11 protein-coding genes and 2 pseudogenes are annotated in these 17,754 nt (G+C 52.7%); 9 read left to right on the plus strand and 4 right to left on the minus strand.

All coding sequences use genetic code 11. From position 1 onward, the window contains the following. Window positions 1–198: 198 nt before the first annotated feature. Window positions 199–1,131: pseudogene (locus BW974_RS27220) on the minus strand (RNA-guided endonuclease InsQ/TnpB family protein); the annotation flags it as partial. Window positions 1,132–1,391: 260 nt separating this feature from the next. Here BW974_RS27220 and BW974_RS16475 point away from each other — a divergent pair. The 5 genes and pseudogenes from BW974_RS16475 (at window position 1,392) to BW974_RS16495 (ending at window position 5,258) form a co-directional block, all read left to right on the plus strand. Next, on the plus strand, window positions 1,392–1,628 hold the full coding sequence (locus tag BW974_RS16475) for a UPF0058 family protein (RefSeq protein ID WP_076431352.1): 237 nt from the start codon (window positions 1,392–1,394) through the stop codon (window positions 1,626–1,628). A gap of 376 nt (window positions 1,629–2,004) precedes the next feature. Next, window positions 2,005–2,579 (plus strand): annotated as a pseudogene (locus tag BW974_RS26605) (transposase); the annotation flags it as partial. A 561-nt stretch (window positions 2,580–3,140) separates the two neighbouring features. After that, window positions 3,141–3,383, plus strand: a complete 243-nt coding sequence (locus BW974_RS16485) for an antitoxin VapB family protein (RefSeq protein ID WP_076431353.1) — start codon at window positions 3,141–3,143, stop codon at window positions 3,381–3,383. Beyond that, complete coding sequence (locus tag BW974_RS16490) at window positions 3,364–3,744, plus strand: type II toxin-antitoxin system VapC family toxin (protein WP_076431354.1); 381 nt, start codon at window positions 3,364–3,366, stop codon at window positions 3,742–3,744. Before BW974_RS16485 ends, BW974_RS16490 begins: the two co-directional genes overlap by 20 nt. Window positions 3,745–4,919: 1,175 nt before the next feature. Continuing rightward, window positions 4,920–5,258: a hypothetical protein gene (locus tag BW974_RS16495; RefSeq protein WP_139328908.1), complete on the plus strand. Its 339-nt coding sequence runs from the start codon at window positions 4,920–4,922 to the stop codon at window positions 5,256–5,258. A 1,047-nt stretch (window positions 5,259–6,305) separates the two neighbouring features. On the opposite strand, the gene BW974_RS16505 is transcribed toward BW974_RS16495, so the two are convergent. From BW974_RS16505 to tnpA, 3 genes are all read right to left on the minus strand, one after another. Beyond that, entirely contained in the window at window positions 6,306–10,904 is a 4,599-nt protein-coding gene (locus BW974_RS16505) for a multicopper oxidase domain-containing protein (RefSeq protein WP_076431357.1), read from the minus strand. Between the two features lie 886 nt (window positions 10,905–11,790). After that, the gene (locus tag BW974_RS16510; protein ID WP_076431358.1) at window positions 11,791–13,032 is read right to left on the minus strand and encodes an RNA-guided endonuclease InsQ/TnpB family protein; all 1,242 of its coding nucleotides are present in this window, start codon (window positions 13,030–13,032) and stop codon (window positions 11,791–11,793) included. A gap of 1 nt (window position 13,033) precedes the next feature. Continuing rightward, the gene (gene tnpA / locus BW974_RS16515; protein WP_076431359.1) at window positions 13,034–13,438 is read right to left on the minus strand and encodes an IS200/IS605 family transposase; all 405 of its coding nucleotides are present in this window, start codon (window positions 13,436–13,438) and stop codon (window positions 13,034–13,036) included. 556 nt (window positions 13,439–13,994) lie between these two features. Here tnpA and BW974_RS24800 point away from each other — a divergent pair. The 4 genes from BW974_RS24800 to BW974_RS16530 all read left to right on the plus strand — a co-directional run bounded on the left by BW974_RS24800 (window position 13,995) and on the right by BW974_RS16530 (window position 17,725). Continuing rightward, window positions 13,995–14,321 carry a hypothetical protein gene (locus tag BW974_RS24800; RefSeq protein ID WP_139328910.1) on the plus strand — a complete coding sequence of 109 codons (327 nt, stop codon included), beginning with the start codon at window positions 13,995–13,997 and terminating at the stop codon, window positions 14,319–14,321. Between the two features lie 838 nt (window positions 14,322–15,159). Further along, entirely contained in the window at window positions 15,160–15,816 is a 657-nt protein-coding gene (locus tag BW974_RS16520) for a CHRD domain-containing protein (RefSeq protein WP_076431360.1), read from the plus strand. 288 nt (window positions 15,817–16,104) lie between these two features. Beyond that, a complete protein-coding gene (locus tag BW974_RS26610; protein ID WP_076431361.1) occupies window positions 16,105–17,130 on the plus strand; it encodes a hypothetical protein in 1,026 nt (341 codons plus the stop codon). A 307-nt stretch (window positions 17,131–17,437) separates the two neighbouring features. After that, a complete protein-coding gene (locus BW974_RS16530; RefSeq protein WP_076431362.1) occupies window positions 17,438–17,725 on the plus strand; it encodes a hypothetical protein in 288 nt (95 codons plus the stop codon). Window positions 17,726–17,754: the final 29 nt, after the last annotated feature.

Consider the following 17,754-nt stretch of genomic DNA (forward strand, 5'->3'; position numbering starts at 1 on the left):
GAACTCTGATGTGATGCCACAGATGCTAATGAGCTAGTGTACGAATAGAATACACTTGGATTATGTATCAAAGCCAAATTTGATACCGTAAGGTTTTGATGAAAAAACTAGCACAAACAGTTTTGCTAGCCAAGATATGATATAGTAGATTGAACACAGGTGCTCCGGCCTCCTCCGCAAAGAGCGAGTGAACAACCCCTCCCTACTCGCGCCCTCCGGGCCCTGTTTAAGTGTGGCATTTCCTACTTCTACGACGCACTTTGTAGGAACCACTATGGCTCCTGTCGGGAGCCCAGTCTCCACAGGTGTTCGCAGTGAACTATTCCCACGTTTAAAGCTCACGAAAAAAGTTGTTCCACGCCGCATCCCGATCCACTTCGAAGTCGCACGCGGGACAAGAATGTTCGCGTATCCACAATGGTTTGGCCGTCTCAACGCTACACGTAGCACATTCCTTGATCGTCCCTCAGGTTCGACCGCCATGAAGCGCGTGCCTTTGCGTTCTCACCTGTAGTCGAGCATCCATCGGACGGTGTGTCATGCCGCAGTCGCCATGCTGCGACTGTTTGGCGGTGATTCGAGCATCCCTCACGTCGAAATCTTCGACCGCTACGAGGTTGTACTCTCGGGCATAGTACGCCGAAAGCCGATGGGGAAAGTCACGTCGCTTACGCTTGATGCGCTGATGGCATTTCGCAATACGACCACATTTTTCTCCCCGTTGTTCGAGCCGTGTTCTTTCCGCGAGAGTTTTCAGTGCTCGAATTCCTGACACTCCTGTTCATCCGAGAGTCGAGCGACCCGACGGCGACCCCGTCTGTGTCGCGAGCTTACTTCAGAATCCCTACGTCGATAACTACCACGTCCGTGGGTCCGGTAGGTTTCCCTAGTGATTCGTGGTCTACTTCGACGCCGAAGGTAGCGAACCACTCGCCAGTTGATTTTTTGAACGTGATTTCTTTGATCGTCGCCTCGTCGGGGAGTGGGTGGAGTCGGTGGGAATGTCTGCGAGTTTCGACTGGGCAACAGGGTCTGACCACTCTTTTTATCGAGTTCGAAGCCAGAACGTGAAACTGTGGAACTCCGTGGTGATTTCCACCGAAGCCCACCGACTTTGTAGCTCTGCTCTTTGAAGGTTTTACTAGGGGTATCCCCGGATTTTTTGGATAAAGAACTGATCTTTTACTAAATAATTTTATTTATAGTCCTTTCTATGAGGTTCTCATTCTGTTGTATATCGAAATTTTAACGATTTATAATCATAGTTTTATAAATTAATTTATTTATTGTAATATAAGTGCTAATAGATACCCTGCGGGTAAAATGACTATTCGTGTGCCAATGAGACTCAAAGTAATACTATAGGGCTCGAGTCAGTAGTTGACTTCGCGATGAAAAAACAAGAGCTCATTCACCTGCACGGACTGCTTTCAGAAGTACGTGACCGATTTGAAAGACAAACCGATTCCCCACTCGACTTCTCAAATTACACCAATCAAACTACACGACCCACTTCTATTCACCACTCGAAAAACGATCACCGTGAGGCAGTGCTCACCTTAGCCAATGGTCTTACTACCGAAATGGAAGACACAGAGTCAGAGACCGTCGTTCCCCACGCTGATTGAATCTTTGAACAAAGTCTCCCAGAAGTCCAGCATTGATGAGCGTTAACTATAATTAGATAGAAATCAGTCATTTGCCACAATAAGAACGTTACCTATCTCCACATTTGAGATTACTCATCTGACTTGCAAACAGTGAACCACCCCGCCCTACGCGCTTCGCGCGTTGAAGACGGGAACTTAGTGCCCGTATCCAGTTGATAGCGATTGACTGCCGAGGGGGCATGTCCGATCGAAACATAACAAGAAACTTGTGGTAACCGATGCGCGTGTCTTTTCAGTAAAGAAGGGGCTCATGCGGAGAGCATCAGAAGACTCCAGCTCCAACAATATTTTGAGTATTCAGTTTAGCAAGGGAATTTGAAAGAGCAAAGTCTGGCGAGACCTCTTATATTCCGCTCAAGAGCAGGTGCTTGTTGATAACGTCTTGATGGATCGTGAGTTCGATAGCCAGCATATCTTGGAGGATATTGACCAGCGGGAACTCCGATACGTTGTGCCAAAACGGATGCGGACAAGCGAGCAAGCCCAAGCACAGCGGTTACTGAGGTGGGATCAAGACCGGTACGTGACTGATCGGAACCACCTGTTGAATGAGGATGAGCGGCACGAAACAACGCTTGTGTACCGACGTAGGGACAACTCCAAGCGCACCGATTATCGTCAGTATTCGGTCTTCATGACGAACGGGGGGGTCCGAGGCTGTTGCGTGAGTATGCGTATCGGTGGGAAATCGAGAGTGGGTACAAGAGCGTCAAACGGTTCATAGCCGCAACGACATCGAAGAATTTTGTGCTACGGTTCTTCTACGTCGCGTTCGCGTGTTTGCTGTACTCGATTTGGCGTGCTGTTGACCTACTGGTGCAGATCGACGTGACCGGGAAGTACGATCGATCACCGATTGTGACAGCAAACACTGTTCTCACGCTGCTGAAACGGACTGGAATCGGCTAGGAACCCTGTTTCAGAACGATGAACACCGGGTGAGCAGCGGCGGCTCTGGTTCGAATCGTCGTTGATTCGTCCAATGGTTAGAAGAGTGATTAGAGACGGCGTCTGTGGTTCAGTTTGAGACGCTTGTAGAGGGATGGATTATCACAAATCGTGCATTCTGGGGTTGCTAATGCCTGCGTAGTCTCATCTTCCGGGTAGCCTGATTTGATATAGCATTATGACATTTATGAAATGGGTTAATCCTCGTTTTCATGGCTTTGAGGCCCTGTATTCCCCAATTTTGTTTTCGATGGCAATTTTCTTTCCACTTCCCCATTTAGCTCTAAGCGGAAGTGGAATCAGGTGGGTCGCCTCCCTCGGGGAAGCACAAAACCTTGCTTACCACAACGAGATTGGTTCGGACGCCGGTTTCGACTGCTCGTAGTATCGGGGGGTAGACGAACGAGAGACAGTTCGTCAGACCAAGATCGTGATTGCGGGCTCGCAATGGTTGCTCACTGGTTAGTGCCTCATACTAACCAATGGTTTTAATACCTAAACCCGTGTACTTGTACATGTACAATGAGTTCGAAGAACATTACCCTCAAAGAAGAGGCCTATGAGTCGTTGAAGGCGCACAAGCGCGACGACGAGAGTTTTAGCGATGTTGTGCTTCGCCTTTCGGGAAAGAACAAAGACATCTGGAAAGGCTTCGGGATGTTGAGCGACGAGGAAGCAGATGCCGTACGCGGGCACGTCGAAGACGTTCGCGATCAGATTGACGAAGATTTCACGGAGCGACGAGATGAATTGTTTAGACAGTAGTTTTCTCATTGACTACCTGAACGGACGTTCGGCGGCACAAACGTTCCTTGACGACCACCCAACAGAAGCGTTCTATACGCCGTCGCTCGTCCTGTTCGAGCTATACGACGGACTAGTTGAACATACCGATCGTATGCTCGATGAGTTCGATGATTCCTTGGACTGGGTGACTCCGATGCCGTTCACGGCGGCAAGTTCCCGAGAAGCAATCAAAATCAAACAAGAATTGAAAGCGAATGGGACGCCAGTGAACCTCAAAGACGTGTTTATTGCGGGGACTGTTCGCGAAGTGGGGGGGACAATAGTCACCCGTGATGGTCATTTTGAGCATATTGAGGGGCTTCCCGTTGAGAACTACTGACGCCTTTGACCACCACGCTTACCGTGGAACACGATATACGAGCTGGTGCCTTGACACGATCATATTTAGCGTGCCAGCTGTCGTTGATTTCGACGATCGAATTCGGCTGTTCCGAGCAATCGAGGGGAAGTAGTCTATTTTCTGGGAACTCGACGCATTTCAAAATGCGCGATTAGTTCTATAGCCAAAGTAGAACGTGCGACGGTAGTGACGTAGATTTCCTGAAATCGGTGGTTTTGGGTAGTTGACTTCCTGTGGGCAGTATAAGTGGCAGTGGAATCAGGTGGGTCGCCGCCCTCGGGCAAGCATAATATCCAATATCACGAACGAGAAGTTCTATGGTTTGTAACGTCACTGTGAGATTAAACGCCAGCGTATCACCGATTGCTACTGAAACCATTGTTGGATAGCACAATTCGAAACACAAGTTGGTGCACGGCGATTTTGTTCGCGTAAGTAGCGCTGGAAGCTGTACATTCGTTGCAGAATGACGTACAACATTTGTATAGGAACTGGGCGATCACCGATGATTAGGAACGCCTCATACATTCACAACATACCGCCAGTCGACCAAGACGCTCAACGACCAACTCGGAGAGGAAGACCCCGAAGAATGGGAACCCCACGCAGCGGACGACTATCCCACCGAGAAGCGTGAGGACGAGAAATGAAATATGACCCAGGCGACGTCATCTTCGGTGACGATGAAGCTTGTACTGAAGGACACACTCTATTTCTCGTTAAAATATCCGCTCGCACAGGAAATGGGGCTTGTGCTGGGTCATAATCACTCTAACAATTCGTCCTGAAGACAACGAAGACACCACGAGCAAGAACCAATCGGACGGCACTATGGAGAATACCAGAGATGAACTGAGTGATCCAACTTCTATAACAGCGAATACCAGAGATGAAATGAGTGATCCAACTCCTATAACAGCGAATACCGATGAGAGTCTGGATAGAATCCAAGCTTAACACGATCGATAATGGGAGACTCACTCATGCTTAGAAATACCACTTCTGGATTACGCCAGTTCACGAACAACGCAAACTCAAAAACGGTTCTCGGGGTCTAAATAGCACTCCCTCAATGGTGGGGATGAGCACTGACGCCACCAGACTCCAGTTGACGTTGGAGTGGAATGGGGGGTCGTGCTCAGGAGATCCAAACTATGAGAAAAGTACTCAGCCTGTTCATGGTTGTTGCGCTCGTCGGCACGCTGTTCGCCGGTGGCGCCGCCGCAGCACCGTGGGATGACTATAAGAAAGACGACAAAAAACACGACGACGCAGTCAAACAAAGCATTGACCAGAAAGCGAACTCACAGGTCTGGCAGAGCCAGAAAGTGAACCAGCAGAACTTCAACAAGCAGAGTGGTGCAGCCGTCTCGTACGCAGACGACTACAGCAAGTCTGGTGACGCAACGGTCAAGCAGTCGAACTACCAGAGCAACACTAACGTCCAATACGCAGACTCCGAGGCAGAGAACGAAGCTTCGCAAGAAGCCTAAAGCAACATTCGCCGCTGGCGGTTACAATTTTTCACACTATACTGATTCTTGCGACACAGAAGAGCCTATGTGTCCTGTATTCAGATACCAACAAACTTAGCGCCTTATTTAGCTGAAATGCAGGCGGGTAAGCCCCCTTCCTCAAGGAGCGAGCAACGCGAGCGAGTAGGGAGGGGATACGCCCGCCGTCTTTGGTTACTTTTACTGTACGCCAGAGCCTTACTACCCTCGCGGTTGAATAGGGTAGTAAGACACTCACTGCAATGCGTCCGGTGTTCAAACGCGACAAGAAGCGTGCATCGGACGTGGTGGTTGAGTGTCCATCCGGTAGGAGTGGGACACTCCGAACCACCTGTAAAGGGAAGTCGCCTGCGGAGTCTGGAACCGTCCTCAGAACCAACGGTTCTGATGGGCCGCACGAGAACTCCGTTCTCGTGGACGCTGTGGAAATGGTTTCTGCACGTTCCGACACAGAAACAGGAAGCTCCCACCTCAACAAGTGAGGGCTGGGTAAGCCCGAACGCGGTACGTGGGAGTAGTTCACAATTAAAATTCTATGACTTGACTGGGTGATATGCTCACCCCAATGGTTAATGTTCTGAGTCTCGTATCGTTTCCGGGGGATCACCCCCCGAAGTGCAAACTTCATTGTTGGCCTCTCCAGGTGGGAGATCAACAACGATCAAGAGGTATTCTCACCTCTTGATCGCTCTCCAAGAGATAACACGCTAGCTTGATTTCACCGGATTTATGAACGTTAGATGAATGCATGCCGTTTTTCGCTGGATTTTCACTACTGATTTCGAACTTCTTCGGCATCCCATCTCGGACGTCGGTGACTGCCGTTGGCGCGAGAGTATCGTGTCGTGAGGTGTCTACTATACGTATTACCGACTCTGGTTCCACTCCGATGTTATATTGTTCGCTATTGAATGAACAAAATCCGTCGCTAAGTACGCCCAGACTACGAACGCGTAGCTTCGTCAACGGTGATCCACAGCTGAAGTAACGTAGCCTCAAAAAGATCGAAGAGAAGAGATGGATTGGTTAGCGGTCTTTCTTGATGGCTGCATCGGCGAGCCGTACTTTGGTGGCGAATGACCCCTTCCCGTGAGCGATTTGGGAACGGGGGATTACATATCGCGTCGACTCCGACTCGACGACGACGGCGGTTGAGCCATTATGGTTGGTGATCTTGACGGTCTTGCCTGCCCGATCGCCGGCCTTCGACCCAACAAACTTGACGTCAGCGCCGGTCAGATCCGTGATCTGCTCGGACTTGACTGGGTTGGTGAACAGGTAGGCCGCCCCCGCTTCGGTGGCTTCGTGGGCACTCCATGGCACGCCGATCAGAATGTCGCGCGTGCCGTCGCCCGTGAAGTCGCCACGCGCGACCCGCCAGCCTGGACGGTCGTCAATGAGCGTCTTGCAACGATCCGGGAGTGGCTGAACGGGCTTGCAGAAATCCGTTTGCTTATCGCCGACTCGGAGGAAGCCCCATTCGCCGCCTTCAAGCTTGAACTTCTCTCTTGTCTCTTGGTAGATGAAGTCGCCGGTGCTTTCGGCCAGACCGCCGGCGCCGCCCTTGGGCTCGACGACGTCATTCTTGGTGACGCTGGTCCGGTCGTCGACACCGACGTCTTTGGATGCCTCAACGTTCCTGAGACGGTCCCACTGGTGGGCCGCGAGGTGGAATACGAGTCCGTCGGCCTTGTCCGCGGTCTTGTGGACGTTCATCCTGATCGGATCGCCGAGCAGTGCCCGGGGAATCGGCGTCACGGGATCGCCGTGGATGTCCGAGTCGTATACGTTCCAGGGGTCGGGATCCTCGTCGAACCGCCTGGAGAACGGCTCCGACCGGTAGTTGACAGCCGGGAAGCCTTGATCTTCTGGATCCCCAAGCTGGTTGCATGGCGCATCGGGATCCTCGAGGTCGTCGCCCGGTGGGACGACGCAATTGTCCGGATCAAATTTGTTGATTATGTACTGTCCGTCGGCGAATGCCAGCGCGAAGCTACGGTAATCGGGGCCGTCGGGAACTTTCGCGATCACCGAATCGCTGCGGCCTTGTGGCGCGGGTTCGCCCGTCACTGGGTCGAGGTACGTGACGCCTTCCTCTCCAATTATGATCCGACCATAGGCGCCGTGGTGACGGTTGCTCCGGATATCCGCGTGGTCGTGGAGGACACCGGCACCGACGTCGCCGTTGTTGTACCATCGGTAAGTGATACTCTCGCCGGGTCCAATTGTCTGGTCCCAATTGAATCCGACGGTCGCTCCGTCCGACGCGAGTACGTTGTACTGAACCTGTTCAGGATGAATTGAAATACGCTTCGAGCGCTTCCATTCCTGATCTGGACCCTGCATTTCAGGGTGTGCGTGGTCCTCGTCGATTGCGTCGAAATCGATTTCGTTGGTCAGCGTAACCTCGATACAGTTACCGACGTTCGCACGCAGAGCCAACGGCGTCAGTGGCAAGTCGCCGTTCTTGATGGCGTCAACGTCGTCGTCCAATGCGTACGCGATGCCGAACGGGTCATGGTCACCGTACTCGTTGTATTCGATCTCCGTGTCAAACGCTGAGACATCGAATTGCTTGAGTGTGGCGTCGTCGGGACACGGATCGCCCGGCGTTGGCGCTATTGGCGGCGGGCTGCAGTTGATGGCATCGTTCTGGCGAGCATCTTTGTCCGATGGGAATTTCCTGGAGTCGTTCTTGCTGTAGAGGAGCCGGGCGAGCTGGCCGCGCTTACTCCAGTCGAAGTCGCTGTACGGCGCGGGATGACCCATTTTCTTCAATTCCCTCTGGGAGATCGATCCCTTAGGTGCCCCCCTGTCCGGCAGCGGTTCGAGGTGGTTCACCTCCTTCCCGATTTCGCGGAACAGGCCCCACATGCCGTCCCAGAGGTCGTCGACCACTTCCGACCCATACATGTAGTCCTTGATGGGGAGGCCGGACGGGTTCTCCTCTAACGCCTGGAACATATCGCCGTTGTCGGCGAACTCCTCCTCGGGATCAAGGTCCATCGTGAACGCCTCGGACGTACCGATTATCTGTGTGGTGGCGTCCTGCGGGTCGATCCCGACAGTCGGGAACTGCCGACCGTGGATATTGAAGTTGTGCTGTTCTTCATAGGTTGCCTGCCAGAGTCTAAACCGGACCGGGTCGTCCTCGTACGCTTCGAATACGGGTGTTGCAGGATCGCCATGGACGTATGAGGAGTGGACATAGGCGGGGTCGGCGTCGTCGCGGTGGTAGTACGGCTCATTACGATAGTTGAGTGCCATCACCCCCGCGTTCTCGTTGTGTTCTTGTTCTGGATTGACGAGTTCGCCGTCGCGGTCGATGAGTTGGGCGAAGTCCTGGTAGGCGACGCAGAACTCGCGGTAGTCAGTGCCGTTGGGGTCCTCGATGATGGCCTGGGTCCCGCTCCGGATAGGGTCGCCGCTGTAGGGGTCGAGCCACTTCGAGTTCGGCGGTTCGACGACGAGCGAACAGAACGAGCCGTGCATCACGTCGTCGATGCCGGTGATGTGGTCGTGGAAGAAGATGGTCCCCTCCTCGTCGGCGTACCACCGGTAGTGGCCCGTCTCGTCGGGCTGGGTATCCTGGCGGTAGTTGAACCCGGTCGCCAGCGAGTCCGACCCGAGCACGTCGTAAGAGACGAAGTGGATGTGGGTAGACTTTCCGCCCGCCTCGATAGGGACGTTCTCCGCGCCGATGTCTTCTCCCTCCGGATTCTCGGGGAACCGGTCGCCGGGGATGGCGGCGATGTTCTCCTCGGTGACCTCGTTCTTGAAGGTGATATCGATGCAGTCGCCGACGTTCGCGCGGATGACCAGCGGCTCGGGGTTCATCTTCCCCTCTTTCACCAGGTCGGCGTGCTCCTCGAGGACGTAGACGAGGCCATTGGGGTCGTGGTCGCCGGCGTCGTTGTAGACGATGTTCGCCGGAAGGGCGACAATGGTATACTCGCGTTTTTCGCCCTCGAACGCCGGCTCGTACTCGTCGATATCCGGGTCGCAGGGGTCAGTGTAGGGCGCGCCGGGCTTGATTTCGCCCTTCCGGGTGAGCGCCTTTTCCTCCCCCGGTTCCGGATCGCGGAAGTCGTCGAGTCCGGCGGCTCCGTACGGCGGGAACGGCGGTGCTTCGCCAAACTCGCCAGGGATGAACTCAGGGTAGCCTGGTATCTTGCTGTCCTTGGGGAGTGGCGGCTCGTTGTTCGGGAGTTTCTTGAGTCCCTTCCGCTCTTTGTCAAGGACGCGCATCATTCCCCACATCCCCTCGCCGTAGTGAGGGAAGAGGTGGCAGTGGAATAAGAAGTCGCCAGTGGACTCGTGTGCGCCGCCAGCACCGACCTCGAATGCCTCTTCGAACGTCATATTCGGGCGTATCGAGGTGAAGTCGTTGATAGCGGCGTCGGGCGTTCCGAACGCGGTGGTGAACGGGGATTCGTACGACGCGCCGAGACCGATGGTCTGGGAATCGATGGTGTCCGAATTGCCAAGGGCGGGCGTCTCCTTCCAGCGGTGACCGTGGAGGTGATGGACGTGATTCTCCTCAACCGAAGCACCGACTGGAATGGCCATCACGGGGTCGCCGACGTACATCGGGTAGACGTTGTCGCCGCCGCCGGGGTCGCCGTGGAGCCAGGAGTTGTAAAATGTCTCACGTAGCTCTTCGATGTCGGGGTCGTCGATGTCCAGCGTGGGGATGCGGTTCCCGGTCGGGTCGGCCCGGTAGTTAATGGCGTGAACCATCTGCGGTTCATCGCTGTCCGGGTAGGTGAGCTGGCCGCCGTCCGCGGTCTCGATCCCCTCCGGCGTGTGGTAGTGGATGAGGAACTGTCGGTAGCTCATATCGGCCGACAGACCGGCGTTCTTCGCCTCTTGGGAGATGGTTTTGGGATGGTGGATGTCAGCCTGAATCCGACCTTGCACTTCCTCGCCTGTATAGGGATCGGTCCACGTCGTTCCCTTCGGATGGACGACGACAGAGCCGAACAGGCCGCGAGCGAACAGGTTCACCTCCTGGGGGTCTTCCTCACTGCTGAAGTACGACTGGTTTGCCCCGTCGAGGAAGAAATGACCGCCGAACTCGCTTGCGTACCACCGGTAGGTGCTGCTTTCGCCGGGCGGCACGACCGTATCCTCGTTCTGGCCGACCTCCATTCCATCGCTTGTATCGACCTCGTACGGCAGGTCCGTCTGGTGCATCGACGCACAGCGATCGAGGTCATTATGGAACTCGATCTCAATAATGTCTCCCTTGTTCGCGCGGAGCGTGAGCGGTTGGATGAGCCGCGTGTCACACTCTGTGCGCTTCTCCTTTGGCACATCGTCGCAGAAGAACTCCTCGTCTTTGTCATCGAAGACGACATTGTTCTCGCAGGGGATCTTGCCTGAAACCTCACGGATTTCGTCGAGGTCTTCTTCCAAGGCGTACATTACACCGACGGGCTGGTGGAGGCCGTAACGATTGTAGACGATGTCTACGTCGATCGCGTGCACATCGAAATGTCGCACTTGACTGTCATCGTCAGGCTCATCCGGAACCTCGGTAGGCTTGTCTTCTTGTAGCTTCGCTTCGGTTAAGTCATTTCTACTGAATGCAGCACCCGTTGCGAGCGCGCTACCGCCTGCCATAAACGACCGGCGTGACATCGCGAGATCATCTGCCTGTTGTTTCCCATTCAATTGCTCATTTCTCGCTGTTGTATTTTTCTTCGACATCTACGGTCAAACTAATTTCGGCATACCCCATTGTTATGAATAATCTGAAACACGACAAGGAGAGCCTAATACACGGTGAACTCACCCAAAACAGTCATCAGATTTAACCTATTTATCAGATATGTGATGATACATTAAAAAACGAAATCCATGGAGTGAGATAAGTAAACCATAGTAATCATTACTTACTGAATTAATATTGATACAAGTAGTAGATCACTCGACACGAGATAGAAGATCAACGGCGACCCACATGACGCTCACTGAACAGTGAATCTCGCCAAAACGCAACGATCTACAGACGGGTGAGTATCGCTTTATAATTGCAGGCCAAATTGTGAGACATTCGGGCCGTATTGGTTATGAGAACCAAGCAAGCAAGAATGTAGACCAGACTGTCTATGGCTGGAAACACACAAGTGTAGTGTGCAAATGGTAATCTTAATTTTGTAGAAATAGTTATAATTTAGACACGCTCTCCGATAGCAATCCGAGCAGGCAAGTAATAACTATGTGTGATACTGGTGTACTGAAGATGCTCACCATTGGTGAGCCCTCATACGGAGATGAGATGTGGCGATGCAGCGAGACTAAGAGCCCTGGGTTCGGTTGGTTCCCGAGCATCGTTGTACCACGCTCTTCGCGAAAGACATGTTCTGCATCGCCACCCTCTCCGTTCACGGAGTGACTGACAACCCCATCCAGACAACGAATTATCTGAATTTTAGGTGCCAATACCATATCGCTTACAAAGAGAGACAGCACTGTCTGTGATTTACGTTTAGTGAACTACCCTACCCTACTCGCTCACGGCTGACGCCGTTCGCTCCTTGAGGGTAGGGCTTCCTGTTTCCACGATGCGCTTTGCAGATACAGGCGTATCCACAGGGAGCGCAGTCTCCACAGGCGTTGATTCGGAGTGTCCCACTCCTACATCTTCGAGGCCGCGAGAAAGAATGTTCCACGCCGCGTTCGCGTCTCTATCCGCCTCGAACCCGCAGGCGGGACAGGCGTGTTCACGGACCCACAACGGCTTCTCCGTCGAAACGCCACAGGACGCACACTCTTTGGTCGTCCCTCTCGGGTTGACCGCGATGAAGTGCGTCCCCTCCCGCTCGCACTTGTATTCGAGCAACGAGAGGAACGTCCCCCACGCCGCTGATGCGGTGTTGCGGCTGTTCGACGGTGACTCCATCATCCCCTTCACGTTCAGGTCTTCGACCGCCACGAGGTCGTACTCCCGAGCGTAGTACGCCGAGAGCTTGTGCAAGAAGTCGCGGCGCTTCCGTCGGAGGTCAGCGTGACACTCCGCGACTCGTCGCCGTTGCTTCTCGTAGTTGTTCGACCCGTGTTGTTTCCGCGAGAGCGTCCGTTGCTCGCGTTCCAAGCGTTCGCGCTCGTCAGACAGGTCGAGTGACCCGACTGCCGTGCCGTCGGTGTCGTGAGCGTACTTGAGAATCCCCACGTCGATACCGACGCACTTCTCGGGGTTCTCAGGTGGATCAGGAGGTTCACGGTCCATTTGGACGCCGAAGGTGGCGAACCACTCGCCCGTCGGTTCCTTCTTGACCGTGACCTGCTTGAACGTGGCGTCGTCGGGGATGGCGCGGTGGAGGCGAATCGGTATGTCCGCGAGTTTCGAGAGTGACAGCACAGCCTGACCGCCCTTCTTGTCGAGCTTGAAGCCAGACTGACTGTAGGTGAAACTGCGGAACTCCCGTGGTGGCTTCCAATTGAGTTGGCCGACGCCGTAGCCGTTTTGCTTGAGTTTGGAGAGTCCTTTGAGGTTGTCGAACAGGCGTTCTATGACGGTTTGGAGAACCTTCGAGTACACGTCGGAGAGTCCGTCCCACCACTTCTTGAGGTCGGGGAGTTCCGACCGTAGCGTGGTCATGGACGGCAGTTCACCGTGTTCGTCTTGGTACTCGTAGAGGCGGTAGCGCGTGTGGTTGTACAGTTGCCTACAAATGTCTCGATGGCGGTCCAACTCCTCGTAGTGGGCGTCGGACGGCTTGAGACGATATTTGTAGGCGTAGTACATTCTACTCGCGTTGGTCCTCGACGTACTGTTTCAGCACATCTAACGACACCTGCCCCGTCGAGATGAGGCAGTACGAGTCGTTCCAGAACGAGTCGCCCCACAGTTCGGTCTTCAGTTCATCTTCGTACTCGTTGCGGATACGGCGGGCGGTTGCGCCCTTGACCGTGTTGATGAACTTCACGAGGTCCGTGGTTGGTTTCGCTCGGAACAGGATGTGTACGTGGTCGTCCTCGCCGTCGAGGTTCGTCAGTTCGACACCGTAGTTGTCCGTGAACCCGCCGATGACCTCGTGAATGAATTGGGTTCGCTCCTCGGTTAGCACTCCGCGCTGATACTTCGTGGTGAGTATCAGGTGATAGTGCAGGGAATACGTCGAGTGCGCTCCTGAGTCGAGGTCGTATTCCATTGGGTTCGATCAATACTATGCTACCCTACTGCAAAAACGTTGTGACTGCGTGGGCCTGTGGGCCTGCCACCGAATCGTGTATGAGAACTATGCGGCGCTGTATCCCCTCCCTGCTCGCGCCCCGTCCGTTTTCCAGACGGGATTTGAAGATACTTGGAGGTTTAGTGTTGGTACCCAACCTCTTCCGATGGGGTATCAGTAGACTTCGGTTGAGAGGTCCGAGTCTGTTCAATTATTAAATTGCAAGCGTAGACAAATTGTCATCCTTGATTACTTTTACTGTACGGTAATACCTTAGATGTTCTTTCAGCGTCTCCCTCGATGTCAAACCGAATGGTATGTATTTACCCCATAAATCGCGGGGCAGCAAAGGTTTCTGCTAACAAACATACTTATCGCTTAACGACGTAATATCAGCGCCGACGTAGTCTGCCGATTTCTGAATCCACCGTTCACATGTTTATTTATAATTTTAACTTATTACAAATTTCATTATTTTAAAAAAATTGAAAATACTTTCGTAGGGGCAAATAGATACAATTTCTTAAATATAGTAATGCCCGGTTACGGTTCTTTCAATTACTTCAGACAGCATATAACAAAGTTGATTCCTATTATTTTCTCTTTAATGTCGAAAAATCAATTCAGCGGAAAAGAAGGAGCGATAGAAGAAAAAAGCGTAATCAAGAAAATTGCTGAAAATGTGCTCAGTAAATACTCATCAGCAAAGACCACATCTTCTGAAAACATTATCGCCAAGTCTTGTCCGGAATGTGGTGATGTAGCAGTGAAAATCAGCGAGCACTCTGATTGGAATACGACTGGTGAGACGGTTTGGGGTTGTGTTAGATGTATGAGGGTTTTGTCGACTGTCGATTCGTAGTCACTCTTTTCTATCATGATATTATAATTAGATTATTTATACTTACCGCATCAACGAACGGAACGTTGCACGTCACAGTTGACGTGTAGGAAAGAATTCTGCCAATATCTTCTGGGTTCATAGAACGGCGTACAGACACCAACGCGGGAGGGGCTCCTGTTCGACGACTTAGGCTCATAGGTACCACAGCAGGAAACCCGCGACTTGAGGCGCGGGAGGAATGTGTTCGCTATCTATACAACCGCTGTCTGTTGCTTGCGACGGTTTCGCCACATAATCGCAAGCCTTAGTAGTGTTGTTAACTATTGTCATAGTAGTGCATTGAGACCAAAATGGTCTTTTTGTACGGGTCGCCGTAGGCCGACCCCCGAACGCGGGACGGTGACGGTGTCCCTCCGAGATGGTTTCACCATCCGCGAAATACCCGAGAACACGCTGAATTAAAGCGGTGTGAACCGCCAGCGGTCCCCGGTGGATAAAATCCCCGCTGGGAGTAGCGGACATACGAACGGAATGGTTCGTTCTCCGTGAATCGGCGGTGTGTAACCCGCCACGTCGTTGCCAAGGGTGTGTCTGAAACCTCATTGTAGGGGAATGCCACGCCTTTTAGGGCGTGGTAGCTTACGGTGTCCGAACCAGACATCGGACACGAATACAGCAGGGTGAACAGAACCCACTATAAAACATGCAGCTCATTGTCATCTGTGACTTTACCATGGATGTGAACCAATTCTGGCGTAGAGTACGTGATTGTAGTTTGTATTTGAAGAGAGATGAGGTCCGTTCAGTATCCTCATAACAATAGTCTGTCTCTTTGCATCGTAAACTGGTAACGACCATGGTAAGCAACTCACGCCGGGATGTCCTCAAAGTCGTTGGAACAGGAACAGTAGCTAGCGTTGGTCTTGGTACACAGTCCGCCGGTGCAGATACGAAAGATTGCGCTGACGAAAAACAGACCGTGTTCAGTGCAGGGAAACTTAGTGGTGCTCAGGAAGTTCCGCCCGTTGAGACCAAAGGAGAAGGTGCAGCGGTCTTCAAATTCGCGGATCATGGAGACGGCCCACATATCCACTATGCGCTCCTCGTGGCTAATACCGAAAACGTCACTCAAGCCCATATTCACCTGGGTCAGAAGGGTGAAAACGGGGATGTAGTGACTTTCTTGTTCGGGCTGAAAAACGATGAGGGGGAGTTTGTCGGCGCGCTTGACCAGGGTGTCACCGAAAACGGTGTGCTGGCAACAGGATCCATTACTGCGGCGGACTTGGTTGGCCCGCTCGCTGGGAAGTCTCTGAGCGTGCTCGTCGAGGCGATGCGCGCCGGGAATACGTATGTGAACGTTCACACCGAACAGAATCCGCCGGGCGAAATTCGCGGCCAGATTCGGGCCGTGAATGCTGTTGAGGTCGAACTCGAAGAGGAAGTCGAAGTGGCAGCAAAAAAGAAACTCGATGTTGAAGAGTTAGTTCAGTTGCAGATCGACGAAGATTAACAGTCACTAATACGTTTTCCTCTGATTTTAAAAGATGTGAGTTTCGCACTGGGACATCAGTCAAGGATGAAGATAGAAAATATTCCGTGAGGGGGTTCAGGATCATACACAGCGAAGCGAATGCATCCAAAGTATAGACAAAGAGTGTACTTCGTGTGTAAACGACTTTGATTCACTTATGTTGTTAACTGCTACTGAGAAATACTACAGTAATCACTACTTACTATCTATCTTAGTTCTATCAGGCGCCCCATAACAATAGTATCCGCCAAATTATTCCGAGTCGTAATGCGAGAGATAATCAATCGCAACTCGGAAAACAAAGACGGAATCACACGCCGACAAGTGCTCAAAACTTCTGCGCTAGCCACAACCATCGGCGGAGTAGGCTCGGGCATCGCCCTGGCACAGGATGCTGGGAACGGCGTTACCTTGGAACTCGAGTGTGAAGCGGTCGCGCACATCCAGAACAACACGGACGAAACGGTCACGGTCACCGTGCGAAACCCCGACGGAACTATCGCACAGACCCCAGAAGACGGACCAGCGCAGACCGACATCGCGCCCGGTCAAGAGTTCGAAGGGTTCGAACTCGCACCGGGCGAGTACACCGTCGAGGCAGAGACGAGCGGTGGCGAGTCGGTGCCGATTACGGACATTCTGACAGGCGAATCAGTTTCCAGTGTCACACTCGATCCGTGTCCTTCGAACGCGCGCGTCGACAATGAAGACTGTGGAGCAGTCGAACTTCGCAACGACGACACAGAGTTCGCAATTGAGCTTCAATTCGATGGACCACAATCGCGAACGGTCACCCTTCAGCCGGACGAGCGGCGAGTGATCCGACTCGACCCCGGGACGTATACGGTAACTGGAACCAGCGACAACGAAGCCGGGACAACAGTCAATCGCGAAGCCGAGGCCACCGTTGTGGTCGAAGAATGTGACGAGGACGAAGAGCCACCCGTCGAGGAACCACCCGAAGAACCGGGAGACGGCGACGATGGTGATAACGGCGATGACGGTGGTAATGGTGATGATGGTGGCGACGACGGTGATGGGGATGACGGCAATGGCGGTGATGATGGTGGTGATGGAGACGATGGCGATAACGGCGACGACGGCGATAATGGCGACGACGGCGGTGACGATGGTGGCGATGGAGACGATACTGACGACGATGGACTTACAGACTGTGAAGAGGAGGAAATGGGTACAGATCCTTGCTGTGCAGATACTGATGGAGATGGCGTCTCTGACGGCGATGAGGTCGACAAGGGGACTGATCCGTTAACTCCCAATGACGATTGTTAGCAAAAATTCTACCTCTAGTAGGTAGAGAGCAGACATCAAAAAATCCGGGCTCCTATTTCACAGTCGCTGCGTTTTCAAATTATAACTAATTTAACATCTAATTTCAGCTTAGATATAATTATTGTTGGCAGGTAACTAATAAAAAACCCAATACATATCTATAGTATATTGTAATGCGACAAAGAAAATTCGACACCAGTAACAAGGTAAAGCGAAGAGGCATCTGAAAGGAATCGCGGTTGCTGGGTTTGGTGCAAGTGCCGTCACCACGTTTTCTGGCACATCGGCAGCGGCCGCGGATAACGCCATGAATGTGGGTGGGGAAAATGTCTACCTCATCTTCGGTGCCGACACCTCTTCAACCGATCTCCAATCGTGGCTCAAAAATCACAGGAAAGACGCTCAATCGAGTTCACAACAGTCTTCATCTCAGGTTATTCAGTACCAGGATGTCACGCAGCTGAACGTCAATCAGCAGAAAAACGCCGTTGCCATATCGGTTGATGGTGGGAAAGCAGACGCCATCCAGTGTACTTACCAGGATAACAAAAACACCCAGGAAGATAGTGCACAGTCAACAAATGAAAAAGAATAAAATAAAAAATAAGCATTCAAGAACGTCAA

Source organism: Haladaptatus litoreus (assembly GCF_900156425.1).
Lineage (GTDB): Archaea > Halobacteriota > Halobacteria > Halobacteriales > Haladaptataceae > Haladaptatus > Haladaptatus litoreus.

Excerpts from the sequence above, each read along its gene's own strand:
- BW974_RS16490 (WP_076431354.1), top strand. The coding sequence starts at position 3,364 with ATGAATTGTTTAGACAGTAGTTTTCTCATTGACTACCTGAACGGACGT.
- BW974_RS24800 (WP_139328910.1), top strand. The coding sequence starts at position 13,995 with ATGCCCGGTTACGGTTCTTTCAATTACTTCAGACAGCATATAACAAAG.
- BW974_RS16530 (WP_076431362.1), top strand. The coding sequence starts at position 17,438 with ATGAATGTGGGTGGGGAAAATGTCTACCTCATCTTCGGTGCCGACACC.
- BW974_RS16510 (WP_076431358.1), bottom strand. The coding sequence starts at position 13,032 with ATGTACTACGCCTACAAATATCGTCTCAAGCCGTCCGACGCCCACTAC.
- BW974_RS16520 (WP_076431360.1), top strand. The coding sequence starts at position 15,160 with ATGGTAAGCAACTCACGCCGGGATGTCCTCAAAGTCGTTGGAACAGGA.
- BW974_RS16495 (WP_139328908.1), top strand. The coding sequence starts at position 4,920 with ATGAGAAAAGTACTCAGCCTGTTCATGGTTGTTGCGCTCGTCGGCACG.
- BW974_RS16475 (WP_076431352.1), top strand. The coding sequence starts at position 1,392 with ATGAAAAAACAAGAGCTCATTCACCTGCACGGACTGCTTTCAGAAGTA.
- tnpA (WP_076431359.1), bottom strand. The coding sequence starts at position 13,438 with ATGGAATACGACCTCGACTCAGGAGCGCACTCGACGTATTCCCTGCAC.
- BW974_RS16485 (WP_076431353.1), top strand. The coding sequence starts at position 3,141 with ATGAGTTCGAAGAACATTACCCTCAAAGAAGAGGCCTATGAGTCGTTG.
- BW974_RS16505 (WP_076431357.1), bottom strand. The coding sequence starts at position 10,904 with ATGGCAGGCGGTAGCGCGCTCGCAACGGGTGCTGCATTCAGTAGAAAT.
- BW974_RS26610 (WP_076431361.1), top strand. The coding sequence starts at position 16,105 with ATGCGAGAGATAATCAATCGCAACTCGGAAAACAAAGACGGAATCACA.